Source organism: Lacrimispora sanguinis (genome assembly GCF_044987295.1).
In the GTDB taxonomy this organism is placed as follows: domain Bacteria; phylum Bacillota; class Clostridia; order Lachnospirales; family Lachnospiraceae; genus Lacrimispora; species Lacrimispora celerecrescens_B.
This window is the reverse complement of record NZ_CP173277.1, coordinates 3,190,856-3,215,811: the sequence shown is the minus strand read 5'-3', so window position 1 is coordinate 3,215,811 and position 24,956 is coordinate 3,190,856. Positions and strand designations below refer to the sequence as shown.

Below are 24,956 nucleotides of genomic sequence, written 5' to 3'. Positions count from 1 at the left end.
TCGATCCAAACAAAAGACTGCCTGAGACTCAGTCAGGGGCAGTCTTTTTGTACCGAAAAATACGGATTACGTTAGGAGAGAGGAACTATGGGAGTAGCAATCAGTATAGAAAACGCAGTAAAACGATTTGGAAAGGATACCATTATCAATGGATTATCCCTGGATATCAAGCCTGGAGAGTTCTTCACCCTTCTGGGACCATCCGGCTGCGGCAAGACAACCCTGCTTCGAATGATCATCGGCTTTAACAGCATCGAGGGCGGTGAAATCAAGGTAGACCAGAAAGTAATCAACAATATCCCCACCAACAAACGAAACATGGGTATGGTTTTCCAGAACTATGCCATTTTCCCCCACATGTCAGTCAAAGATAATGTGGCGTTCGGACTGAAAAACAGAAAAGTACCAGCATCGCAAATCGAGGCTCAGGTGGATGAAATCTTAAAAATAGTAAAAATCGACCATTTAAAAAATCGTATGCCAGCCAAACTCTCAGGCGGCCAGCAGCAGCGTGTCGCCTTAGCTCGGGCTATCGTCATCCATCCTGAAGTTCTCTTAATGGATGAGCCACTGTCAAACCTGGATGCAAAGCTTCGTGTGGAGATGAGAAATGCTATTAAACGGATTCAGCAGCAAATAGGCATTACCACCGTTTATGTTACTCATGACCAGGAGGAGGCTTTGGCAGTATCAGACCGGATCGCTGTCATGAACGGGGGGGTAATCCAACAGATCGATACGCCTAAAAATATCTATCAGCGCCCCGCTAACCTGTTTGTATCCACCTTTATCGGCTTATCCAATATCTTATCCGGTATAGCATTGGTTAAAAACGGTGAGACTTCCATTCAGATTCAGGATTATTCCGTACCCATGGAGCATGTAAGCCAGGATGTGAAAGACGGGCAAAATATTAAGGTATCCATTCGTCCCGAAGAATTTATTATCAACCAGGCAGACGGCGACGGCATCCCTGCGACAGTAAAAAGCAGTGTGTTTCTTGGTATTACCACCCATTATTTTGTTACCCTGGCAAACGGTCAGGAGATTGAAGTCATCCAAAATTCCGATATTTGGGATATCATCCCGGATGGCTCTAATATCCGTCTTGCCGTGCAGCCTCAAAAGATCAACGTATATACCGAAGACGGCAATAGAAATCTTGTAGTCAGGAGGGATCAGGTATGAGATATGCCGGCGAAAAGAAGTTCAATATCTGGGTAGCTATGGCACTGGGGATTCTCGGTCTCTTTCTTATCTTTGTAGTCTACCCCTTAGTTCTGATCTTATATAAGAGCGTGCTATCCGAGGATGGTTCCTTCAGTCTTGCATATTTTGGTAAATTCTTTGCCAGAAAATATTATTGGAACACCCTGATAAACAGTTTCAAAGTCACCATCGTTTCCACCCTGCTGGCGGCTGTTCTGGGACTGGTTATGGCTTATGTTTTAAGAAGCGTACGAATCAGAGGAAGTAAGTATTTAAATATTCTCATCGTTATGTCCTATCTTTCTCCGCCATTTATCGGAGCTTATGCCTGGATCCAGTTGCTGGGGCGCAATGGCTTTATCACCAAGATCTTAAACAATCTGTTTCATGTGAAGTTAAACGGCATATATGGATTTGCAGGAATTGTCCTGGTCTTCTCTCTGCAATCCTTTCCACTGGTTTATATGTATATCTCAGGAGCTTTAAAAAATCTGGATAATTCCTTAAATGAAGCCGCAGAAAGCCTTGGGTGCAGTGCCATGCAGAGAGTTCTTCAAGTGATCGTGCCTCTGGTCATGCCCACCATGCTTGCCAGCTCCCTGCTGGTATTTATGAGAGTGTTCTCCGATTTTGGTACCCCAATGTTAATCGGTGAAGGTTATAAAACATTTCCAGTTTTAATGTACAGTCAATTTATGGGCGAGGTCAGCACCGATGACCATTTTGCTGCTGCACTCTGCGTCATTATCATCGGTATCACCCTGCTGTTATTCTTCTTCCAGCGCTATCTTGGAAACCGCTATACCTATTCCATGACCGCACTGAAACCTATGGAAGCAGAGAAATGCACTGGTCTTAAGAATGTATTATCCCATTTGTTTGTATACCTGGTTGTCCTCGTGGCAATCCTTCCGCAGCTAACCGTTATCTTCACTTCCTTCCTGGCTACCGGCGGAGGAAGCGTATACACCGGCGGTTTCTCACTTGATAACTACCGAAACACGCTGTTTTCAAAGAATAACAACGGCGCCATTTTTAACACTTATTTATTTGGGTTGTGTGCCATCGCTGTCGTAGTGGTGCTGGGAATTTTAATCTCGTACTTAACTGTCCGAAAAAAATCAATTTTGACTAATATCCTAGATACGGTCACCATGTTCCCATACATCATACCAGGCTCTGTACTGGGTATCTCATTTTTATATGCCTTTAACACAAAACCCTTTCTCCTTAGCGGAACCGCCCTCATTATCATCATCTCACTGTCCATCCGGCGTATGCCCTACACCATCCGTTCCAGTACAGCCATAATCGGTCAGATCAGCCCCAGTGTGGAGGAGGCTGCCATCAGTCTGGGCTGTTCAGAGACAAAGTCATTTGCCAAAATCACAGTTCCCATGATGATGTCTGGTGTACTATCCGGTGCCATTATGAGCTGGATCACTTTAATCAGTGAACTGAGCTCATCTATCATCCTCTACACCAGTAAGACTCAGACACTGACCGTAGCTATTTATGCGGAAGTTATTAGAAGCAACTTCGGCAATGCCGCTGCCTACTCTACTATCTTAACCCTGACCAGTATTTTATCACTGCTTCTGTTTTTCAAACTAACGGGGAGTAATGATATAAGCATATAGCGCAAGCAATGAGCAGTGCGAAATAAGTCATGAAAAGATTTTCGTTGTGCTTGCACATAAGAAAATCTTTTCATGACTTATTTCATAGGGCGAATGCCCGTTAGCTCATAAAACCGCAGGTTTTATGAGCTACACTGCGGACTTATGGTATAATATAATAATAACCACCACCCCCCCTCACCTATCACCCAAATCCCCCCCGGAGGCCTCCCCCACTATGAAAAATAACCAGTACAAACACTACATCAAAAAATCCTTCATCAAATACGCACTATCCATCATCTCCCTACTATTTGTGCTGGTACTTTTATTTCTCCTAATCAATGTACAATGGATCATCTCCGGCCCAAATAAAAAGAATCATATTCAGTTATCCGGTATCCTGGATCAACAGCTCCTGCTCTATCATCAGGGACTGACCGAGCTTACTCAAAATCCGGTTCTCCTAACCGCACTAAACAGCACCGACTCCACTGCCATCACAGCAAACAACCGGCTTCTCTATCACTTTACCAACGCCCAGACAATCCGTTCAACATTTGTACTCCTGGATCAGAATGGACGCATCGTCAGCAGTAATCTATTTGCCGGTAACCAAGAGATTTTCCATGAAAGTGATATTTTTCGCCGCATGACCAGTCAAATGCAGGAACAGCCCGAGAAGATCTTCACTCTGCCAAGCCGGTTAAACTACGCCCATGATCAAGCCGGAGATCTAATCTTAGGCAAAGCGGTACTAAAAGATGGCACCCTTACCGGCTATCTGTTTTTCGACCTGCTGGATTCCTACCTTTATGAGATCATCCGTGAATATCCTCTGGATGATGTGATCATCACGGACCGGTATGATAATCTTATCTTTTCTATCAGCCGCCAGAAGACTGACCCCATAGACAAATACCCTTCCGGAAAATATCGGATGGACTGGCAGGAAGGAAGTGTGGTAAAGGTCAATGGAAAACATTATCATATTCAAAAAAGCTCCCTTCCCGGGAGTTCTCTGATCTTATATACGCTGGTTTCTACAGAGTATCAGAAAGATCTCCTGTTATACGGCTTTGTATTCATGCTTATCGTAGGAATCCTTCTGGTCATCATTTCACTGCCTGTAACCGAACACATTACCCAGAAAAACCTGCTGGCCATCAATGAGCTCCAGAACTCCATTGAACAGATGGGGAAGGGAAATATGGACTATCAGCTCCGTTCGAAAGTATTTGATGAATTCCAAAAGCTGGATGATGCATACCGCCACATGGTAATACAACGGGAAGAACTGCTGAAATACAACAGCGAACTGTCCGAACGAAAGCGGACCATGGAAATCAAGCAATTAGAAGAACAATTTAACCCTCATTTTATTTTCAATGTCATGGAGACCCTCCGGTATGAAATTATGATCGATGCAGCAAAAGCCTCTGATATGGTTCAGTCTTTCGCCAGACTCATGCGCTACAGCATCTATTACGGCAGCACCATTGTCTCCCTCAGAACAGACATTGAATATATCAATGATTATCTCCTATTACAAAAGATGCGCTATAACCGACGCCTGAAATATCATATTGATATTCCGGAAGAACTGCTGGAATACCGGATTCCCAAGCTGCTGCTTCAGCCGGTTGTGGAGAATTCCCTGGTCCACGGCATGAAAAACACCCACTCCATCTCCATTACGATCACTGGTCGTTTGCATGATGATCTGCTGGAGCTGTGCGTGGAGGATGACGGAAGCGGAATTGATGGAGAACGCCTTGCCAGTCTGCGGGCCGGACTGGAGTCGGAGGATGGATATAAGGAGCATATAGGTCTCTATAATTCCCATCGTGTAGTCCGGCTGTTATATGGCCCTGGATATGGCGTAACAATCGAAAGTCAGCCAGGTTCCGGCACACGGGTCACAGTAACCATGCCGGCAGATATGGAGGATTATTATGTATAAGGTTTTACTTGTAGAAGACGAAGATATCATCAGAAAAGGTCTGATGTTCATGGTGAATTGGCAGGAGATCAACTGTATGGTCGTAGGCGAAGCCATAGACGGAGTCGATGGAATTCAAAAGATCAAAGATAATGAACCAGACATCGTAATAGTAGATATCAACATGCCCATTATGAACGGTCTGCAGATGTTGGAAGAAAGCATTAAAGAATACGGTTATGAAGCCATTATCGTATCTGGATACAGTGAATTTGAATTTGCCAAAAAGGCAATTCGCCTTGGGGTCACAGAATATCTGTTAAAACCTGTGGATTTTACAGAGCTTTATGATGCGATTCTAAAGATAACCGAGAAGCTGGAAGCTAACACACGAATGAAGGGATACATCCGGCAAATCGATATGGAGAAGAAAAAGCTGGGCATATTAGAAACCGATATTTCTGAAACCATCACCTTCAAAAATAAATATGTAAGCTCCATGGTAAAGTATATCGAAGAGCACTATTCTTCCCGCCTATCCTTAACCGATTTAAGCGAAGAATATAATCTTTCCTGTACTTACTTAAATACGAAATTCAAAAGCGAGACTGGCTACACCTTCAATGATTTTTTAAACCGTTACCGGATGCAGAAGGCTGTGGAACTTTTGAAATCCGACCAGTATAAAGTATATGAAATTGCAGAGATGGTGGGATTTTCTGATTATAAGTACTTTATTAAGGTGTTTAAGAAGTATATAGGCTGTTCTCCGGCTAAATTTATGGAGATAGGGGATGGGAACGCAAGAAAAACGCTGTAAAACCTAGGTTTTACAGCGTTTTATCATTACTAACTAATATTTGACAACCGCTCTGTCACTCGATCAGCCCAGCCTTCAAGAAAGCCCGTATTAAATGATCTGATGTCAGAGGCAGGCTGTTAATTCCAACCCCTGTTGCATGTAAAACTGCATTCCGGACTGCCGGAGCCTGGGGAATCAGCGGTGGCTCACCCAGCGCTTTGTTTCCAAATGGCCCGGTTGGCTCATAAGTTTCAATAAAAGCTACTTCAATCGGTGGAATATCCATGGATGTAGGGATTTTATAATCCAATAGGTTATCATTGAGCATCTTCCCGGTCTTTCCATCAAAAAGCATCTGTTCACTTAATGCATAGCCTAATCCCATGGCAACCCCTCCATGCACTTGGGCACTGGCCAGCTGAGGATTTAGAATTGTCCCGCTGTCATGGACGGCAACTACACGGTTTATTTTGATTTTTCCAATGGACACATCCACTTCCAAATCCACAAAACTTGCTCCGAAGGAGAATGCGTTGTTCCGCATGGTATATGTAGATTCGGCAGTAATGTGTTCACTGTCTATCTTAATATCATTAATATACTGTATCTTTAAGGCTACATCAGCGATAGATCCCAGAACTGTACCATCAGCTGCCACTACATGCTCATAAGTCAGATTCAGCTTTTCCTCATCCTCATTATACAACAACGCCGCCCGATTTAAAATCTTCTGCCTTAATATCTCAGCTGTCTGTTTTACAGCACTGCCTGATACATATGTCTGTCTAGAGGCATAAGCACCTGCATCATGTGGAGATGTATCCGTATCCTGTTTGCCTATTACAAAAACTTTATCTTCTGGAATGGTTGTCACTTCTGAGACCATCTGCGCAAATACCGTGTCAGACCCCTGTCCCAACTCCGTTGCACTCACCTGGACCTGGACGCTGCCATCCTCATTTAAAAGAATTCTGCAGGAGGCTGTTTCCAACTGAATCGGATATACGCCAGTTTTATAAGCGAACAGGGCCATTCCTACCCCTTTCTTTATGCCGGCAGATTTCTTGTTGAATTCGTCGTAGGCCTTTCTCCGTTCCTTCCAGTCTATCATCTCACAGCCTTTATCTAAACATTCTTCCAACCCATTGCTGGCACAATGGAATCGGTCAAATGGATCCAGGAACCCTTTTTCCATCATGTTCTTTCTCCTGAACTCAACAGGATCCCAGCCATGTTCCATGGCTATATCATCCATCTGACATTCCATGGCAAAGTCCACCTGAGGAATTCCATATCCCCGCATGGCTGCCGCCGATGGCATGGTTGTGTATACAGTAGCAGATTCTCCCACCTGCTTTTCAAGGGCCGGATACAGCTGGAAATAATTAGTTACCGCATAGGCAGTAATCGCATGCCCATTACTTCCATAGGCCCCGCTGTAGGAGTTAATTCTCAATCCTTTTTTTGTAATTCGCCCTTTATCATTTACCGAAACTGCGGACCAGAGATCCATGGCGTGACGTGTCCGGCTATTTACAAAGGTTTCTTCCCTGCTCATCGTAAATGATATACAACGGCCTCCCAACCTCATAGTCAGGAATGCTGCCAACGGTTCATAATATGTATCCTGCTTGTTTCCGAATCCTCCGCCCATATATGGCTTCACGATACGTATATTCCCAATGGGGAGGCCCACAGCCTCCGCTACATTCCTCCGCAGGGTATGAGTTGCCTGGTTTGGTGTTACGATAACGATTTTTCTATCGCTGATATAAGCAAAACAGCAAATATTTTCTATGTGGCAATGCTGTTGAGGCGGCACATAGAATTTGGTTCCTTTTAAATCTTTATGACCTCCGATGTGGGGATCTGTAGAAAATTCTCCTTTATAAAAATCCACCTTGCCATCTGGTGTAATCTGGAAGTCCATCCGCGCCAACTCATTTCTTGGGGAAAGGCTATGGAGATCATTACCACTTTCCACTGCCGCTTCCGGAGTCAGCACTGGCTCAAAGACTTTGTATTCCACTTTAATTTTTTCCAGTGCTTTTTGGGCAGCCAGATGGTCCTCCGCCACGACTGCTGCAATCTCATCTCCATAATACCTTACTCTGCTGGTTAAAATAGTCTTGTTCTTCACATCAGCATGGGATGGGTCCAGTGAAAACGGATGTCCGCATGTGGCATACTTATGATTTGGAACATCGAAGCAGGTGACAATATCCACTACTCCAGGTACTTTTAATGCCTCCTCAATATCAATGGCCACTACTTCCCCATTTGCAATTGTACTATGCAGAGTCTTACCCACCAATGCGTTGGCTGGTATCAGATCCTCTGTATATTTTGCAGCTCCTGTCACCTTTTCCACTGCATCTAACCTTATAACATTACTTTTGATTCCCATAGTCTACACCTCCATATTTCCGCTATCTGAATATAATCTCCAATACGAGATATAGCATAAAGATCCCCGATAGTATCCAGGTTGGTAATGATAATTTCTTGGCGTTTCCGGCAAACACCTGTCCGCCTGTATACGCCAGCAGACCAAAGAGGATTCCGTAAGCGATATTAAAGGTAAACGCCATAAAAGCAACACAGATGAACACGGGAAATGCAATCTTTGTATCACTAAGATCTACGTGCATCAATGGCTCAATCATGAAAATACCAACCATGACAAGGGCCGGAGCCGTAGCAATTCCCGGAATCATTAAGAACAGAGGTGTGAAAAGCAGGGACAGAAGGAAAAATATTCCTATGACAATTGCTGTCAGGCCGGTCCTTCCACCTTCTGCAATACCGGTCGTACTCTCCGCTCCGAATACAGTTACAGTCTGCGTTCCGAATATTGCACCGACTGCAGCTCCTGCAGCTGAAACGAACAGCGCCTTGCCTGCTCCCGGCAGTTCCCCTTTCTCATTAACAAAACCAGCTTTAATACCTACCCCTACTAAAACACCGATACTATCAAACATATCTACAAATAAAAAGCTGAATATTGCAAATAGTACACCAATGGTTGTAGCCACACCCCCTCCAAACAGGCCTTTAAAGGTCAACTGACCAAAGGTAGGAGCTAATGCCTTAACAGGGTTTTCAATTGCAATTAATCCCTGCCATTGTGTATAGGCCAGCCCCGTTTCCGGATTTTTAAAGAGAAGTCCCAAAAATGTAATACCAAGGATTCCAATAAGAATAGCCCCTTTCACCCGCTTAATAACCAGCCCTGCAGTCAACAGAATCCCTATCAGTGCCAGAATAACCCCAGGGTCTCTTAAATTTCCAAGCTGTAACAGATTATCCGGATCATATGCAATAATCCCTGCGTTATGCAAACCAGAAAAGGCAATAAAAAATCCAATTGCCGCGGAAATAGCCTGTTTTAAGCATTCCGGAATTCCGTTTACAATCTTATCCTGCACCCCAATTACGCTTAAAATACTGAATGTCACACCCTCAACAAAGACACAAGCCAATGCATTCTGCCAGGACAGTCCAAGAGCCCCACAGACTGTGTAAGCAAAATAAGCATTCAACCCCATAGCCGGTGCCAATGCAAATGGGAAGTTCGTAAGCAGTCCCATTGCAAAACATGCGATTGCCGCTGCGATAGCGGTTGCCCAAAGTACCGCTTTTGAATCCATTCCTGTAGAAGAAAGAATTGCCGGATTAACTGCCAATATGTATGTGCATGTTAAAAATGTTGTCAGACCCGCAATCACCTCTGTTTTCACATTCGTATGGTTCTCCTTCAAATGAAATTGTCTCTCCAGGAATGTGCTCACACTCCCCGCTTGTTTACCCCTCTCCATAATTAACCCCTTTCTCTTCTTAGATGATACCTATTTGTATTACCTATTTGTATTATTTTAATAATAGCAAATTTATGAATGATAATCAATGTATTTTCTCATAAAAAAAGAGAGTCGATTTTGTCGAACTCTCACAAGAATTGTTATTAAACAGCCTATATTTTCTTTCTTAATATGGTATGCTTCAAAATTCCATCCGCATAGTGTTCTTTGGAATACAGGATTGGCTGTCCAACAAAATTGTAGCCCACTTCATCAATGTATAATAATGGGCTTCCTGCCTCCACACCAAAATTTTCTGCCATCTCAGCATCCGCAGCTACAGCACTTACTTCAGACAAATCCATGTAAATCTCTGTATCGCAATATTCCTTGATAAATTCAAACACTGGCTTCTTAAGCAGGTTCAAATCATAGTCCCTTACAGCTATGCTGCGCTCTGCAATGTAATCAGAACAATGAATCGCTGGCTTGCCATCTGCTGTTATCAGTCTCTTACTTACTACCACACCCTCGCCACAATTTATGCGAAGTTTTTTAGCAACCTGTTCGTCAGCTTTTTCATGTCTCACATGCACAAACGCAATATCTGCTTCATATCCTGCTCCACTGATCATATCCAGGAATTCCTGCTCCAAATCTATCCGTAACTTCACTTTAAGCACATGTTGATTAATAATAGTCCCAACACCATGTTTACGGCTTATAAATCCCTCTCTCTCAAGAATTGACAGACAATCCCTGACCATGGTGCGGCTGATGCCGAATCGCTTCGCAATATCCGGCTCTGATGGCAGTCTGTCCGCATGAGCGTAAATCCCCGCCTGAATTTCATGGAGGATCTCCTGTGTGTATCGATCTGATAACTGCTTTGGTTTTTCCATCTTCCCCCTCCTTATCACCTTCATCGTACTATTTCATTGATAGTATAGCATTTTGAACCGTAATCTGCAACTTAGGAGAACGAATACGTTAAGGCCAACTACCTAAAGCAGCTGACCTTAAATGCATGAATATATAAATAGAATTTTTCTGGCATCCGATATACGGTCCTTAACTTACTATCTTCTTTTACAGCCCGGCTACTTTTTCTACTGCATTTAGAATATTCTCATAACCTGTACAGCGGCACAAATGACCTGAAATCAGCTTTCGAAGTTCATCCCGTGTGTATTTTTTCCCGGATCCCACAATCTCAACGGCCGTCAGGATCAGTCCTGGTGTGCAGAATCCGCATTGGATTGCTGCCTCATCAACAAAAGCCTGCTGAATCGGGTGTAGGTTCCCATTTTCTCCTTTGATACCTTCCACGGTAACAATTTCCCGTCCTTCTGCCCACATAGACAGATATATACAACTGTTGGTAGCTTTTCCGTTTATGAGCACGGTGCACGCACCACACTCACCGGCCTCGCAGCCTTTCTTAACGCTCGTAAGTCCTAGACGGTTGCGAAGGGTATCCGTCAGACATTCCCTGTCATCAACTCCCAACTCCACCTGTTTCCCATTTACTTTCATATGTATGACCTTAATCAATGATAGCACCTCCCGCATTCCTAACAGCACCTTCCGCAGCGCGCTGGCTCAATTCCCTGATTAATTGTGTTCTCAATTGTTTGGATGCTCTCCAACTGTCTCTGGGATTCACTTCTTTTAGAACTTCGTTCCCAATGAATTTTAAAGTTTCCCTTGTTAATGGAAGTCCCTTTACCCGCTCCTCTATCTGCGTGCAACGGATTGGGGTTGGAGCTGCAACTCCAAATGCAATCCTAAAGTCTTCAAAAACATCTTTAGATTCATTAAGAGTTACAAATACAGCACAGCCCAAAGTCGAAATTTCAAGCGCATTACGAGCTCCAAATTTAATATAATAACTCCCACTTCCCTCTGGAACGGCTGGGATTTTAATTGCAGTTAATAATTCTTTCCCTTTCTCTAACACGGTTTTGCCAGGCCCTGTGAAAAACTCCCTGATTGGTACACTCCGCTTGGAATGAGCCATCGTTAATTCCAGTTCTGCATTTAACACCAGAAGTGAAGGTGCGCTATCCGCACTGACAGCCCCATTACAGACATTCCCTCCGATTGTCGCTACGGTCCGTATCTGAGGACTTCCCACTTCATTGGCTGCCTGCCATAGACAGTGGCAATTTTTCTCAACCATTGTATTGCTGTGGATCTCCTCAAAGCAAGTCCCAGGGTAAATAATCATATCATTAAGAGAATCTTTATATGAAATCCCCTGTAATTCTTTAAGCTTATGTATGCTGATTAGCTTACATTCCTTAAGCTTACGTTCACGCAGCCTGATTAATACATCAGTTCCGCCAGAAATAACAATTCCATCCTGATTACTGGCCATTAAGTTAAGCGTCTCGGATAAATTGGATGGCTGGTAAATTTCCTTAATATCATACATCGTATAAACCTCCCCATATTTATTAATTCCCGAAATAACTTCAGAATCTATGATGTTTGTAATTAACCGATCCGGCATTCATCTTTATAAAACATCGATACAAACATCGTTTCTTTCTAGTTGTATTACCTATTTGTATTACTATAATATCAAACTAAAAACTAGCTGTCTATATGAATTTTATACAGCAATTAACTTAATATTTATGACAAATTGCCAATCATCTGATTTATTATGTATCTAAAAAAATTCCTTATAATATAGGAAAAGGCAGCCATATAATCTCTCCTCGGATTACTGGCTACCTTACCATTTATCAGTGCAAAATAAAAAGCCGAAAACCAAGTGATACAAGGCTTTCGGCGAAACTTCTGGCGTTCCTGAGCGGATTCGAACCGCTGGCCTTCCGCTTAGGAGTAGACCCGATACGACATCGGGAAGTGACATCTGATGCTTAAAAATGCTTGGAAATACAAGGTTTTTCAGCATTTCAAATCCCATCCGATACTACGCTGTGATAGCTAATTCAGAGGGATTTTACACCGTCCGATTGGCTCGAAATTAGCAAGGCTTTCGATTTTTGGCGGACGTTGCAAGTGCAAGTAAATGTCACTATGTAACTTCTCGTTATACGAAATGATAGGAAATCCTATTCATTCCCGTGCAGGGGTGCTGGTGTTTCGGACACCTATTTAAGTCTGTTTAATATATCATTTCAAAATGAATTTTTCAACCAGAATTATCAAGAATTTCAAAGGTTTTTTCAGACTCAATGATTCTATGTAATTTAGACCCGCCGAAGCAGGTCTTTTTTTATTTCAGCATGATCTCTCTATCCTCAGCGCCGAGCATATAAGCACCCTTGGCAAAAGCATCCCTCGCAAGAAGCTCTGCTACATGAACCCTATCGAATAACATCCATATAGCTTTCTCTTTCGGAGTCAGTTCATGGCTATGGTCAAACAAATGCTCAAGTCCCAATCCTTCAAGCAATGCTGACTTCGCTGCTTCGTATTCCTCAGCTCTGCCAACATATTCGTCGTTCCGTTCCTTGGAAAATTCCTCGATATTGTCAGCTCTCAGATGCTCGTAATACTCGTCCATAAAGATTCTATCCATACTCGTTGACCTCCAAAACAAAAAAATAAGGGCAGACCCTTCTACAGCTATTGCAGCTATGTAAAAGGATCTGCCCTTGCAGTTATTATAATGTTTTTGCCAGCGACTTCAGGAGTGCTGCCATTTCCGGATTTTGCAGAAGCTTCAGAAGAAGTTCTTTATCATCAGCGGAGCTTTCCGTTGCGACAGGTTGAACCGGCTCCGGTGTTGTCTGTCTGCCTGAGTAGAACGCAGCTTCCAATCTTTCAGCGTTCAGTCTGCGGTCATCGTCAATTATATGGGAGTAAACATCCGCTACCATCTTGACCTGTGCATGACCGGAATCACCTTGAACGGATTTCATATCGCCGCCGTTTAGCTTCAGCTTGTAAGTGATACTGGAATGTCGGAGACTATGGAAAACCACTTTCGGCAGTCCGTTCTCCTCAATCAGCTTATTGAAAGCACGGTTGATAACCTGTCCCTCAATCGGTTTGCCGTTGGAAGAACAAAAAACCAGATTGAAGTCTACAAACTCGTCACCGAAAAGGTCTTTCAGTTCTTCGATGTCAGCCTTTCGCTGTACCAACATTTCCGCTACGGTTTTCGGTAAGAATACCTTGCGGACACTTGTTTTGGTCTTAGGAGTTTTGAGAACCAATGCGGTATGCGTACTGGCGAAGGTCGGCGGGAACTTAAACATGATGTCCTTACCGTCCAGATCTGCCATCGCTTCACGATTTACTCTCTGCAACTCCTTTTCAACGAAGATGCTTGCCTGACCAAGTTCAATACTGGTGGGGGAAACGTCAATACAGTCCCAGGTAAGCCCCAGAAGCTCGCCCATTCGCAGGGAACAGGAGAAGGCAAGGTTGATAGCCAGACGAAGAATATCATCGTCACAGGCTTCCAAAGCCTTCTGGAGCACTTCTGCTGTCCAGATGTCCCTGGTCTTGTGTTCTTCCTTCGGCAGCGTAGCGTGCTCCACAGGATTTCTGGTCATCAATTCCCACTTGACCGCCTGATTGAAAGCATTTCGCAATGTCTTGTGAACTTCTCGGATAGTATGCGGAGTCAGATATTCTGTACGGGCTTTTACATACTTAGAAGAAACCGCTTTGACAGAAAGCAAATCTCTGTAATACTTGTCCATGATTCTCGGTGTGACATCCTCCAGCTTCATATCACCGATGAGGGGACGAATATAGTTTGCAATCAGGCTCTTTCTGCTTTCATAGGTAGACATCGCCCAGGTGTTCACACCATAGATTGACATATACTCATCCAAAAGATCGTTGACGGTTTTAGCAGAGGGGGGAATAAAGGTTCCGGACTCCTGCTCATATTCAACCTGCAACTTCCTTTTCTTTGCTTCGGCATTCGTTTCAAAGGTTTCCCACTTCTGACGCTTGTTGCCGTTCTCATCGGTGTATGTATAAACCACAGAATACTTCTTTTTTCTCTTAACGATAGATGCCATGTGATCAGCTCCTTTCCTGTCTATCTTCCGCTAACTGGTAGCGGGTCTGATTCTGATACCATTTTTCAAAGCTCTCTTTGGTAGCTCGCTTATATCTGCCAACCTTGATAAGTTCAAAATCTTCATTGGCAACGATATAGTAAATGGTCTGACGATGTACCCCAAGCATTCTTGCCATTTCCGGCAGACCGTAGGTGGATGCCATAATATCTGCATCCAGTTCCTGATCCTCTACCGTGCGGTAATCGGTTTGAGAAGCATACCATCTTTCAAAGCTCTCCTTGGTCACTCTGCGCTTGCCCAGGACATCGACCACTTCAAAATGCCCTTTAGCAACCAGCTCGTAAGCAGTCGCTTCTTTCAGCCCAAGGCGCTGTCCAAGCTCCTCCATTGAATATGTAGTTTTCTTCAGTTCCTCGCCGGGAGGGGTTCCATCGACCTTCTGGTATTTGAACTGATTGGCATACCATTCTTCAAAGCTGTCGATCATCACTCTCATGGTGTTGCCGACAACAATGGTTTTGAAGTAATTCTTCTTAATGAGCCAGTATGACTCCGTTTTACCAAGACCGAGCATCCTGCCCATTTCCGGAACAGACATACTCGTGCGTTTTCTCATTTCCGCCATCGTACAACCTCCTATGTAAAAAATGTAGCCATGTGTTTCTTGTCATGGCTACATTTTATCGAACTCTCAATATGTTTTGAAGTTTGTCGCTGGGTTGTACGACACCCTTGACAAATCTTACATTTGATGATCCAACCACTCATCAAAACTCTTTTTGGAGATTCTGATACTGCCGCCGATGCGGACGCTGTGAAAAACTTTCTTTTTCACAAGGTTGTATGCGCTGGTTCTGCTGATGCCCAGAATATCCTGAATCTCATCAACCGTATAGGTTCTCTTATCAAACTGAACTGCGTTAGCAGCCATCGCTTCTTCGGTGCGCTGATTCATGGCAGCGATTCTTTCTTCAAACATTTATGTTCACTCCTTCGTTCTCTTTGCTTTATGTTTTGGGGAACGCTTTTTCAGCTGTTCCATTGCCAGGCTGACGGATAAGGCTTTCTCAATCGCTACCATTTCACGGGGCGTTACCTTACCTAAGTAATTATCAATCCTGCTTTTATCAATGGTGCGAATCTGTTCCAGCTGAACAACTGACGCTTCTTTGAATGCAGGATTGTCGTAAATAACAAAGTGCGTCGGCATATTCGCTTTTTTATGGATTCTGGTGGTGACCGTTGCCACAATCAATGTGGGAGCGTGTTTATTACCGGTATCGTTCTGAATGACGATAACCGGACGGATGCCGCCTTGTTCTGACCCAACTACCGGGTCCAGATTGGCGCAATAAATATCACCACGGCAATATACCCAATTTTCTTTCATCATGTGCCATGACCTCCTTTCGTTGGGTATGTAATAACTGACTGCCCGAAAGGAATCAGGCAGTCAGTCCAAAAGTCTATGTGTCCCATATTTGCCACGCACCCCTGGGAAAGAGGGCTTACGCCCTCAGGGAATCACCGAACGACTGATTGCGAATCAGTTCCATAGGAATCTAACCTCTGCCGGGTTCTCCGCCAGCTCCGTAGAGAAGTATCTTTAATCCTGTTGCTTTCATGGCCGTATTGGGAGCAACCCAATATTTACAAGCCAGTATTGATCGCTGGCATCGGGAGAGAGACAACTACTTAATTTATAGAAAAAAGTCGTTCTGTTTCTCTGTCCGATACGTCACGGCGTACCGCTGATGTGGCTGATGCTCTCGCACCGGCAACAGGAACGTATTCGATGACTGTGTATTCAGTTTTCAAGGAACAATCAGCCGTTTTCTTTGGCTGTATCTAAATTGTACCTGTTCCTCATGCAAGTTTTTATTGCCTCGTAGGTATAGTTTTAATGTTATTCACGACCTAAAAATATGTAATCAAGGGTTGTATCAAAGCGCACAACCAATTCGATTGCCAAATCAATAGAGATACCTCTGTTGCCGGTTTCAATTCGTGCAATGGAGTTTGCAGCAACGCCCAACTGCTCCGCAAGCTGTTCCTGTGTAAGCCCATATTTCTTTCTCAATGCTTTAATTCTTTTTCCACTTTCAACCAAGTCGTAATACATTTTCGTTCCTCCGTGTTTTTGAATTTTTGAAGTTACAAAATCAAAAACAGAGGGAGGAGATCGTGCCCGATTCTCAATGCCCTTTGCCATCTGCCTGTCCTCCTTGCGGGCATAAAAAAAGAGCCGGAGTAAATTACTCCAAGCTCTCGTTCATGCCTTTGTGTTAATATGAAGGAAGATAGACAGGTATAAAAAAAGCCCCGTACCCATTACAGGCACGAGGCGTAACTCTCTCTATTCAATTTTATGCCGCTATCTCCCAGCATAGCCATTTTAACACTGGACAAGTCGGACTTTCAGTAGGGAAACCGTCGTATTTTCATCGGATTTTAGTCGGACTAAAATCCTGTCTTAGCATTCACAATAACACAATGCTTCTTCCTCCCTGGCACTTTCCAGGAAATCTTTCAATTTAGGAATGGCTGTTCCCCAAAGTGACAGACCAAATAACAGTATCGCCTCTTTCTTTCGGTCATAGTAGGTGCTGCGTTCCATATTCAGAACCTCCAGCATTTCTGATTCCCTGTACTTGAAGCGGTTGAGATATGCCTTTGAGATAATCTCACAATACAGAGCGCCTTTATCCGGATATTCTCTGATTTTCAACATCGCCATATCTACCAGTTCAATGATCCACTTTGTCTCGAATAAGCTGCGAATGCGTTCTTCAAATCGTTCTCTCGCTTCATCCGGAGCAAAGTTCTCCAGATAAATCAATGCACCATCTAAGCTGTCACCGTAAGTACAAATAAGGGTATCACATACATCATTCGCACGATCAATGGTAGACCAGCACACCTCTCGATATATGGATAAAATCAGCTTTGCTCTTTCATACAGAACCTTCTCGTCAATGTTCTGCATCCGGCAAAGCATTCGAATATTGCTTAATACCTGTGTATTATATCTGCTCATTCAGAATCTCCTTTCAGACTAATCCATAAAATAAGAATTCCTTTCTAACTCCTGTCACTTGGCTAAAGGGAAACAAATACCATGGGACAAGAATGACTATAACTTCCGATATTTGATTAAAATAACAGAAGTGAAATCGGAAGTTCTTGACTTTACAAAAGTTCCGATATATAATTAAGTGGAACTAAAACTTCTGTGCTGATTCTCATTATAGCATTTTCCAGAAGTTTGTCAACAAATAATCGGAAGTTACGAATAAATATTTTTTGAAAGGAAGGACACTACCATGACATTTGGAGAAAAAATTAAAGAAGCTCGTTTGGCTATGAACCTATCTCAAACGGAGCTTGCCCAGATGACCGGCATCTCCGAAAGATCCCTTTACACCTATGAGCAACTCGGAACGCTCCCCAGAAAAAGCAACATCAGAAAGCTTGCTGAAGCGCTGCATATCTCTGTGTCCTATCTTTTGGATGAATCTGAAACAGACAGCCAGAGCCATATAGATCAGGATATGTTTATTTTAGAGGCAAAGGAAAACTTCGGTTCAAAGGGAGCAAAAGAAGCTCAGGAAGTGCTGGGTCGTGTAAATTCTCTGTTTGCCGGTGGAGAATTGGACGAGGACGCAAAAGATGTATTCTTCCAGGCGATTATGTCAGTCTATATGGACTCTAAGAAAACAGCACGGGAAAAGTACACTCCGAAGAAATACAGAAAGCATAAAGATAAGGAGTAAAATCCTCAAGCACAGAATATGTTTTCTGTGTGCGATTCGGAGGTGAAGCAAATGAAAACGGCAGAGCATATCATTGAAACTGTCGATAAGCTTGTGCGAAAATATCACACCAGAGACCCTTACGAGTTGTGTCAGCTGTTAGGTATCAAAATCCATTATTACGATTTACAGAAGAAATTGAAGGGCTTCTTCTATTACCAGTCCAGACAGAAGAATATCGTGATAGATCACAATGTGAACGGTATCCTGGAACGTATCTTAGTCGCACATGAATTAGGACACGCTGTCCTGCATACGAAAATCGCCATGATGCACGGCTTTCAAGAAATGGAAGTTTTTGATGATAGATCAATCGAAGAAAATGAAGCAAACTTCTTTGCGGCGGAGCTTCTGTTAGAAGATGGAGAAGTTCTGGAATGCCTTTCGGAACACACATTTTTTGAAACGGCTAAAATGCTCTATGTACCGGCAGCATTATTAGACTACAAATTCAGCCTGCTCCACGAAAAGGGGGAGCTGGTAAATTCGATGTATATTCGTAAAGCAGATTTCCTGAAAGAAGATCTTCATGCCTACGATAACGACATTAGTTATGGCGATATATGAATATCTGTTTTTATATCTTTACAGAAAAAATCCACCAGTACGATGCGCAATGCATCATGACTGGTGGACTTTTTAGTTGTCATCAGGAAGTCAAACAGGCTCATCGTCCGGAAGGTCAAAATCAGCATCCGTACATTTTCTGATAATATGTTTTGTTTTGTCCATCGGCAAAGGCACATCTTCCTCCGCAAAGTATTCTTTCTTTACGACTTCAACTACTGCTTCGTGATTATCCTTGCCAGCAGGAACAAGCACAAAATCGCCTACCTCAATGGTATCGTCATCCGAAATATAATAGTAGCTCTTGTATCCATCTTCAAACTCTACACTGCAATAGATAATATCATCGTCACAGCGCCGTACCTTCCCATACACAGACGGGTTCATAATTTCGCCCCACCCGTAAAAAGACATAAATTCAAAGACTGACTCCATAAACTCCGCCCAATCATCCGGAAGTCCCTTTTTATCGTAGGTTCCCTGAATGAGCTTTTCATTGCCCTTTTGAGAAATGACCTTAATGGTGTAGTCTATGGTTTCAAGCGGATCAACCACTACATTCTCCGGGTTTCCTTCTATATGGTCAAAGATGCTTTCTGCATCCATATCTTCAAGAAGGCTTTCAACCCCGCCCTCAACTTTGTATTTTCTGCTTACAGAACACCCAGAGCCGATATTCTGAATGTGTTCAATGCTTTCACTCTCTCTGTCCACAATTAAAGACTCTGTATAATCCCAGACAGCGTATTCTGCGTGTTCTGAAATAGGAACTTTTGGCTTGATCTTTGTGATTCGATGATAGTTTACTTCGATTCGATTCACCATATCAGGCTTATTATTCCCATCAAAAGCATACAAATCAGGCATTTTCAAGCTGTCCCGAAGCAGATCTGACAGGTCAATTCCGTCCACTTCAAAAGACGAGCATAACGAGCCGCTGAACTTATAGACCTTTCCTTCTGCATTGGTAAGTTCCATATTCCAATTCCCAATATCAGTTGCTAAAACCTCATCGTACCCATTGCTGAAATACTCTGTAAACGCAGAAAAGATTTTGTCGGCAGCTGCTTTATCAATTTTCAGATTCTGACTGCGAGCTTTTTCGTATCGACCATCTCTGCGCTGTCCAAAAACATACGAAGAAAGCCACACCTGTCCTTTTGAATTAAGGGTTATGTGTTGCTCAACTTCTTCATCCGGTTCTGGGCAAGGGCCATAACCAAGGCGGTTTGAAACAATGCGAATCCTTCTAAGCTCTCCTTGGAGCAGAAAGGGATTCTCGCCGGAAAGAAGGGCAAGGCGGCTCAATGCCAGAATAAACCACGAACGATTTTCGGGCTTCAAGATGTCTGCTGCATTGTATGCCCAATGATCAAAATATCGCCATTGGGAATAGATTGCCGACCCAAGCAGTTTAATGTCTGTAACCTCGTCAATGATACGATTTAGTGCATCACAGCTGCTTGCTGCATCGCCATATTTTTCTGAAAAGGCATGACCGCAATCCATCTGGAATCCCAACGCCTGACAATCATCAGCCAGGTAATGGTCAACCAACTCTATGTAGCTGATTTTCTGATCTCTGAATTTCTCAATCCACTTTGTGGCGAATAAGTGTACTTGCTCTAAATACTCCATTGCGACCTCCTTCCGAATCGGATTAAAACTCCTCCCAAGTCCGGCCGTTCAGATCTTTTGCAATAACATCGGTGTTAGGCATTGTTTTATATCCGAACATATCAGCAAGATTGAAGAACTTGCTTTTTTGAATCGGATTCTTACTGCTTTTTCTAAAGTCCATCGGGTAGAACTTTTCAACGATAAAATATCTATGACTAATCGTCCGAAGGTTATAGCCATAATTATCTGCACGATGGATTGCCTCATTGATTCGTTCAATCTCATCTGCGGTAGGTTCGGCTCCGCTTTCAGCACGATAGGTCATGCTGCCGTTATTTTCAACTGCGATGATGGTCTTTTTCAATTTGCCAATGGCACGGATACTCTTGTCCTTATACAAGCCGATATATCCATGTTCCGAGAACTTGCGGGATTCCTGGTCATAGAACAGATTCAAATCCATATTGTCCTGAAAAGTTGTACCGGCTACGATTGCTCTCATCCATTTATAGCCATCCGGTATCAGCTTTTCATCAAAGCAATACTTCTTGAAATCATCTAAAACGGCAATGATTTCCGTATCTCTGTCGTCAACAATATCCTCCATAGCATCCACAAGCTGCTCGAAGGTCAAGTTGACGTGCTTGATCGGATGGATAAGCCGGGTTGCATTTTCGCTATTATACTTTTTCAGTTCAACCGCCAGTTCATCAAACAGTTGCGGTTTCATCGGCTTGGGGTCAAGGGTGAGCAAAACCTTTATATCCTCAGCGCCGAACTGTTCCAGATGATTCACAAGCTGCTGTTTATAAAACTGATTGTAGAGCTTTGTTTCCACCACTATTTTGAAGCTCTTTTGGCTGATAACCGCATCCGGAACACTATCGTCACCAACGACCTGCAAATCAAATGTGATTTCCGGACTTTCGTCCTCTCCAAGAATAAGGCTGTTCAGCATAGAAAAGAACTTATCAGCGTTATAGTTATACAAACGAGAAAGCATCAGCATGGTGTTTGAGGTATCCACATTCTCTTTGGAGTGGTATCTCTGAAAATAATGTATCTGCATATCGCACCTCCTAAAACCCATCTGCCGTTTCGTTTGCGTTACCGGGTCAGTTGATAACTCAATTCCAGCAAGGGCTTGATTTCATCTGCCGAGACTGTACCATCGAGAAGAATGCTGATCCAATTCTCTTTGTTCATGTGATAGGCGGGGAAGAATCCCTCTTTCATGCGTAGTGAGCCTATCATCATCGGATCGCACTTGATGTTCAAAACATCAACCGTTTTATCTTCTGCCAATCCCAGCTTTCTTGCATTGATTTCAACTACCAATGCAAACCACTTTTTATTATTCTTATGGCGCAAAACGCAATTCCAGTCATTCCACGGGTAATCCGGTTCTGCTCCATAGATTTCTTTTGCCCATTCAAATAGTTCTTTTCGTTCCATCGTTTCCATCCCTATATGATAAGGCGATACACCATAGATTAGGCTTCCATCACATTATCTGTCCAAAGCTCGCACTGTGTCATTACGGTCTGAACAGCATCATCCATACCCTCCGGCGGATATTTATGTTTCTTCAATAGCCGCTTAATGAGAGTACGCATTTTGGCACGGGCAGACTCTTTGCGCTGCCAGTCAATCGTTTTATTCTTACGAAGTGTATCTGCCAGTTCTTTTGTAATCGCAATCAGTTCTTCATTTTCATAAAAGTCCTTGATTGCTTGCGGTTTCGTAAGTGCATCGTAGAATGCCAACTCATCAGCTGTAAGGCCAAGCTGTTCACCCTCTTTGTGGGCTTCTGCCAGCTGTTTTGCAAGTTTCAGCATTTCTGCAATGACTTCTTCATTGGTGAGCATACCATTCAGATATGCGTTGATCGCTCGCTGCATGATCTCACTGAACTTTTCGGACTTAACCACATTCGTTCTACGGTAAATAGATACCTGTTCCGCTATCAGTTTTTTCAGTAGCTCGATTGCCAGGTTCTTCTCTTTCATTTTGCTGATTTCCTCAAGGAACTTCGGATCAAACAAAGAGAATTCCTCTTGCATATCAGAGAACAGGTTAATAACGCCCTCGCTCTTGATGCTCTGCTTCAAAAGCTCATTGATACGAGCGTTCATTTCAGGCAGAGAGATCTTCTTGCCGGTTCCCGCATTGGTCAGCCGCAGCACCAGGACACGCACTGATTCAAAGAACGCAGCTTCAAAGCGATCAGCTTCACACACCAGAGAAGAACAAAGAGAAAGAGCCTGATGAAGCATGAGGGCTTCCTTGATAAAGGTGTCTTTTTCTTCTTCCTTTTCACGGGCGATGATATAGTTTACCGCACCGCTGATGGTCTTTGCTCTTTCCAGATCGGTTCCGGTAGTGAACTTGGTGTAATCAAATCCATGGAACATATCACGGCAGACACCGAGCTTTTCGATAAACTTCGGATAAGCGACTTTGGCAACATCCGTATCACCGTAGTTTTTCTTATCACGGGTGGTGTAGTCATTCATTGCCTGTTTTAGTGCGGTAGCAATGCCTACATAGTCAACGACCAGACCGCCTTCCTTGTCACGGAACACTCGATTAACACGGGCGATTGCCTGCATCAGATTGTATCCGCTCATCGGCTTGTAAACATACATGGTAGCCAACGACGGAACATCAAATCCGGTCAGCCACATATCAACGACGATGGCAATCTTCATCGGACTGTTATTGTCCTTGAATTTTTTCGCCAGCTCGTCCTTGTGCCGCTTATTGCCGATAATATCATGCCATTCTTCAGGGTCGTTATTTCCACCGGTCATAACAATACCGACTTTTTCCGTCCAGTCAGGGCGCAGTTCCAGAATCCGCTTATAAATCTTCATTGCAATCGGGCGGGAATATGCCACGATCATCGCTTTGCCTGTAAGCAGACCTTCCCGGTAATTCTCGTAATGGTCAAGAATATCGCAGACCAGAGAGTTGATGGTATTATCGTTGCCCAATACTGCTTCCATCTGTCCGAGAGTTTTCTTGCTCTTTTCAATAACCTCCGGATCAGCATTATGTGCCATGATTTCATACTCTGTATCAATCATGTGCAGCGTAGCTTCATCCAGGTTGAGCTTAATGACACGGCTTTCGTAATAGACCGGGCGGGTTGCGCCATCTTCGACAGCCTGCGTCATATCATAAATGTCAATGTAATCACCGAACACCTCACGGGTGCTGCGGTCTTTCGAGGAAATCGGGGTTCCGGTGAAGCCAATGTATGTAGCATTCGGCAAGCTATTTCGGATAATGCGGGCAGTACCAACAACTCGCTTGGCGATTTCTTCGCCGTCCTCATTCTTGGTCATCTTAATCTTTTCGGTTAAGCCATACTGTCCACGGTGGGCTTCGTCTGCCATAACGATGATATTTCTGCGTTCAGAAAGGGCTTCGTGAGATTCCTCAAACTTCTGCATAGTCGTAAAGATAATACCGTTTGCCTGACGACCGGCAAGGAGATCACGCAGATTCTCACGGCTCTGAGCGTGCATCGGGTCTTGGCGCAAGAAATCCTTGCACTTTGCAAACTGCCCGAAAAGCTGATCGTCCAGATCATTTCTATCGGTCAGCACAACAATCGTTGGGCTATCCAAGGCTTCCTGGAGCAAATGGGCATAGAACACCATCGACAGTGACTTGCCGCTGCCCTGCGTATGCCAGAACACACCACCCTTACCATCGGTAACGGTAGCTCGTTTGGTTGATTCGATTGCTTTTCTTACGGCAAAATACTGATGATAACCCGCCAGTATTTTGAAGGAGTTCACGCCTTCGTTGGAAAAACAGATGAAGTTCTTTATCAGGTCAAGCAGGCGTTCCTTTTGGAACATTCCCTCAAAGAAGGTATCAAACTGTGCGTACTGCGTGTTCTCGTAGCTTCCGTCTACCGTTTTCCATTCCATGAAACGATCTTCGCCGGAAGTAATTGTACCGGCTTTTGAGGTCATCTGGTCGCTCATAACGCAGATGGCGTTATAGATAAACATGGAAGGGATTTCCTTCATGTAGTTGCGAAGCTGCCGGTATGCCGCAGAAGCATCAGTTTCTTCTCTGGACGGAGATTTCAGTTCCACAATAACAACCGGAATACCATTCAGAAAAAGCAGAATATCCGGGCGTTTATTGCTATTTTCAATGAAAGTCCATTGATTTGCTACGATAAAGGAGTTGTTGTCCGGATTCTTGTAGTCAACAAGATAGACGATGGAGGAGCGTTCCTCGCCTTTCTCAAAATAGCGCACAGGAATACCGTTTTGCAGGTAGTCCATAAAGACAGCGTTTTTCTGCACCAACTCGCCGTTTTCAAAGTTCTTCAGCTTAAAAAGTGCATCACTAATAGCGTCCTCCGGCAGAGAACGGTTCAAACGATAGAGGGAAGCAACAAGTTCTTCCTCATACAGAGGATTATGAAAATCCCTCTCTATGTCGGGTCCATACAGGTAACTGTACCCCATGTTCCGGAATAATTCGATCACGGAGTTTTCATAGTCCGCTTCGGTATAAAATTCTGACATATACTTTCGCC

The 24,956-nt window shown here is 43.6% G+C and carries 23 protein-coding genes; 6 read left to right on the top strand and 17 right to left on the bottom strand.

Going from position 1 to position 24,956, the window contains the following annotated elements:
* The first annotated feature begins 87 nt into the window (after positions 1-87).
* The 4 genes from ACHZES_RS14940 (at position 88) to ACHZES_RS14925 (ending at position 5,590) form a co-directional block, all read left to right on the top strand.
* Positions 88-1,188, top strand: coding sequence for an ABC transporter ATP-binding protein (locus ACHZES_RS14940; RefSeq protein WP_038284276.1), 1,101 nt, complete (start codon positions 88-90; stop codon positions 1,186-1,188).
* Complete coding sequence (locus tag ACHZES_RS14935; RefSeq protein WP_038284275.1) at positions 1,185-2,849, top strand: iron ABC transporter permease; 1,665 nt, start codon at positions 1,185-1,187, stop codon at positions 2,847-2,849. The genes ACHZES_RS14940 and ACHZES_RS14935 overlap by 4 nt, the downstream gene beginning before the upstream one ends.
* A gap of 217 nt (positions 2,850-3,066) precedes the next feature.
* On the top strand, positions 3,067-4,791 hold the full coding sequence (locus tag ACHZES_RS14930; RefSeq protein WP_154526244.1) for a sensor histidine kinase: 1,725 nt from the start codon (positions 3,067-3,069) through the stop codon (positions 4,789-4,791).
* Entirely contained in the window at positions 4,784-5,590 is an 807-nt protein-coding gene (locus ACHZES_RS14925; protein WP_154526246.1) for a response regulator, read from the top strand. Before ACHZES_RS14930 ends, ACHZES_RS14925 begins: the two co-directional genes overlap by 8 nt.
* Before the next feature lie 55 nt (positions 5,591-5,645).
* On the opposite strand, the gene xdhA is transcribed toward ACHZES_RS14925, so the two are convergent.
* From xdhA to ACHZES_RS14860, 13 genes are all read right to left on the bottom strand, one after another.
* Complete coding sequence (gene xdhA, locus ACHZES_RS14920) at positions 5,646-7,979, bottom strand: xanthine dehydrogenase subunit XdhA (protein WP_395547233.1); 2,334 nt, start codon at positions 7,977-7,979, stop codon at positions 5,646-5,648.
* A gap of 22 nt (positions 7,980-8,001) precedes the next feature.
* Positions 8,002-9,390 (bottom strand): NCS2 family permease, encoded by a 1,389-nt coding sequence (locus ACHZES_RS14915; RefSeq protein ID WP_084719828.1) that lies wholly within the window; start codon positions 9,388-9,390, stop codon positions 8,002-8,004.
* 155 nt (positions 9,391-9,545) lie between these two features.
* Positions 9,546-10,274, bottom strand: a complete 729-nt coding sequence (locus tag ACHZES_RS14910; protein WP_038284271.1) for a GntR family transcriptional regulator — start codon at positions 10,272-10,274, stop codon at positions 9,546-9,548.
* A gap of 187 nt (positions 10,275-10,461) precedes the next feature.
* On the bottom strand, positions 10,462-10,926 hold the full coding sequence (gene xdhC / locus ACHZES_RS14905; protein WP_395547234.1) for a xanthine dehydrogenase subunit XdhC: 465 nt from the start codon (positions 10,924-10,926) through the stop codon (positions 10,462-10,464).
* Complete coding sequence (gene xdhB, locus ACHZES_RS14900) at positions 10,919-11,809, bottom strand: xanthine dehydrogenase subunit XdhB (protein ID WP_395547235.1); 891 nt, start codon at positions 11,807-11,809, stop codon at positions 10,919-10,921. The genes xdhC and xdhB overlap by 8 nt, the downstream gene beginning before the upstream one ends.
* An 813-nt stretch (positions 11,810-12,622) precedes the next feature.
* Positions 12,623-12,928 carry a hypothetical protein gene (locus ACHZES_RS14895; RefSeq protein ID WP_395547236.1) on the bottom strand — a complete coding sequence of 102 codons (306 nt, stop codon included), beginning with the start codon at positions 12,926-12,928 and terminating at the stop codon, positions 12,623-12,625.
* 85 nt (positions 12,929-13,013) lie between these two features.
* Complete coding sequence (gene xerC, locus ACHZES_RS14890; protein ID WP_395547237.1) at positions 13,014-14,387, bottom strand: tyrosine recombinase XerC; 1,374 nt, start codon at positions 14,385-14,387, stop codon at positions 13,014-13,016.
* Between the two features lie 4 nt (positions 14,388-14,391).
* Positions 14,392-15,015: a helix-turn-helix domain-containing protein gene (locus tag ACHZES_RS14885; RefSeq protein ID WP_395547238.1), complete on the bottom strand. Its 624-nt coding sequence runs from the start codon at positions 15,013-15,015 to the stop codon at positions 14,392-14,394.
* Positions 15,016-15,132: 117 nt separating this feature from the next.
* Positions 15,133-15,369: a helix-turn-helix domain-containing protein gene (locus ACHZES_RS14880; RefSeq protein WP_002304418.1), complete on the bottom strand. Its 237-nt coding sequence runs from the start codon at positions 15,367-15,369 to the stop codon at positions 15,133-15,135.
* A 6-nt stretch (positions 15,370-15,375) separates the two neighbouring features.
* Positions 15,376-15,783, bottom strand: coding sequence for a type II toxin-antitoxin system PemK/MazF family toxin (locus ACHZES_RS14875; protein ID WP_346066450.1), 408 nt, complete (start codon positions 15,781-15,783; stop codon positions 15,376-15,378).
* Between the two features lie 302 nt (positions 15,784-16,085).
* Complete coding sequence (locus tag ACHZES_RS14870; protein ID WP_395547239.1) at positions 16,086-16,208, bottom strand: hypothetical protein; 123 nt, start codon at positions 16,206-16,208, stop codon at positions 16,086-16,088.
* Between the two features lie 88 nt (positions 16,209-16,296).
* The gene (locus ACHZES_RS14865; protein ID WP_395547240.1) at positions 16,297-16,602 is read right to left on the bottom strand and encodes a helix-turn-helix transcriptional regulator; all 306 of its coding nucleotides are present in this window, start codon (positions 16,600-16,602) and stop codon (positions 16,297-16,299) included.
* A 261-nt stretch (positions 16,603-16,863) separates the two neighbouring features.
* Positions 16,864-17,427, bottom strand: coding sequence for a hypothetical protein (locus ACHZES_RS14860; RefSeq protein WP_008791986.1), 564 nt, complete (start codon positions 17,425-17,427; stop codon positions 16,864-16,866).
* 286 nt (positions 17,428-17,713) lie between these two features.
* Between ACHZES_RS14860 and ACHZES_RS14855 the strand changes: the two genes are divergently transcribed.
* Positions 17,714-18,163: a helix-turn-helix domain-containing protein gene (locus ACHZES_RS14855; RefSeq protein ID WP_002304411.1), complete on the top strand. Its 450-nt coding sequence runs from the start codon at positions 17,714-17,716 to the stop codon at positions 18,161-18,163.
* 51 nt (positions 18,164-18,214) lie between these two features.
* Positions 18,215-18,769 carry an ImmA/IrrE family metallo-endopeptidase gene (locus tag ACHZES_RS14850; protein WP_110437429.1) on the top strand — a complete coding sequence of 185 codons (555 nt, stop codon included), beginning with the start codon at positions 18,215-18,217 and terminating at the stop codon, positions 18,767-18,769.
* A gap of 90 nt (positions 18,770-18,859) precedes the next feature.
* Here ACHZES_RS14850 and ACHZES_RS14845 read toward each other — a convergent pair whose 3' ends face one another.
* The 4 genes from ACHZES_RS14845 to ACHZES_RS14830 are packed head-to-tail and all read right to left on the bottom strand — an operon-like array spanning position 18,860 to position 24,945.
* Positions 18,860-20,407 (bottom strand): hypothetical protein, encoded by a 1,548-nt coding sequence (locus ACHZES_RS14845; protein ID WP_395547241.1) that lies wholly within the window; start codon positions 20,405-20,407, stop codon positions 18,860-18,862.
* Between the two features lie 22 nt (positions 20,408-20,429).
* Positions 20,430-21,458 (bottom strand): hypothetical protein, encoded by a 1,029-nt coding sequence (locus ACHZES_RS14840; protein ID WP_395547242.1) that lies wholly within the window; start codon positions 21,456-21,458, stop codon positions 20,430-20,432.
* 38 nt (positions 21,459-21,496) lie between these two features.
* The gene (locus ACHZES_RS14835) at positions 21,497-21,844 is read right to left on the bottom strand and encodes an MmcQ/YjbR family DNA-binding protein (RefSeq protein WP_128132383.1); all 348 of its coding nucleotides are present in this window, start codon (positions 21,842-21,844) and stop codon (positions 21,497-21,499) included.
* A 38-nt stretch (positions 21,845-21,882) separates the two neighbouring features.
* A complete protein-coding gene (locus tag ACHZES_RS14830; RefSeq protein WP_395547243.1) occupies positions 21,883-24,945 on the bottom strand; it encodes a type I restriction endonuclease subunit R in 3,063 nt (1,020 codons plus the stop codon).
* Positions 24,946-24,956: the final 11 nt, after the last annotated feature.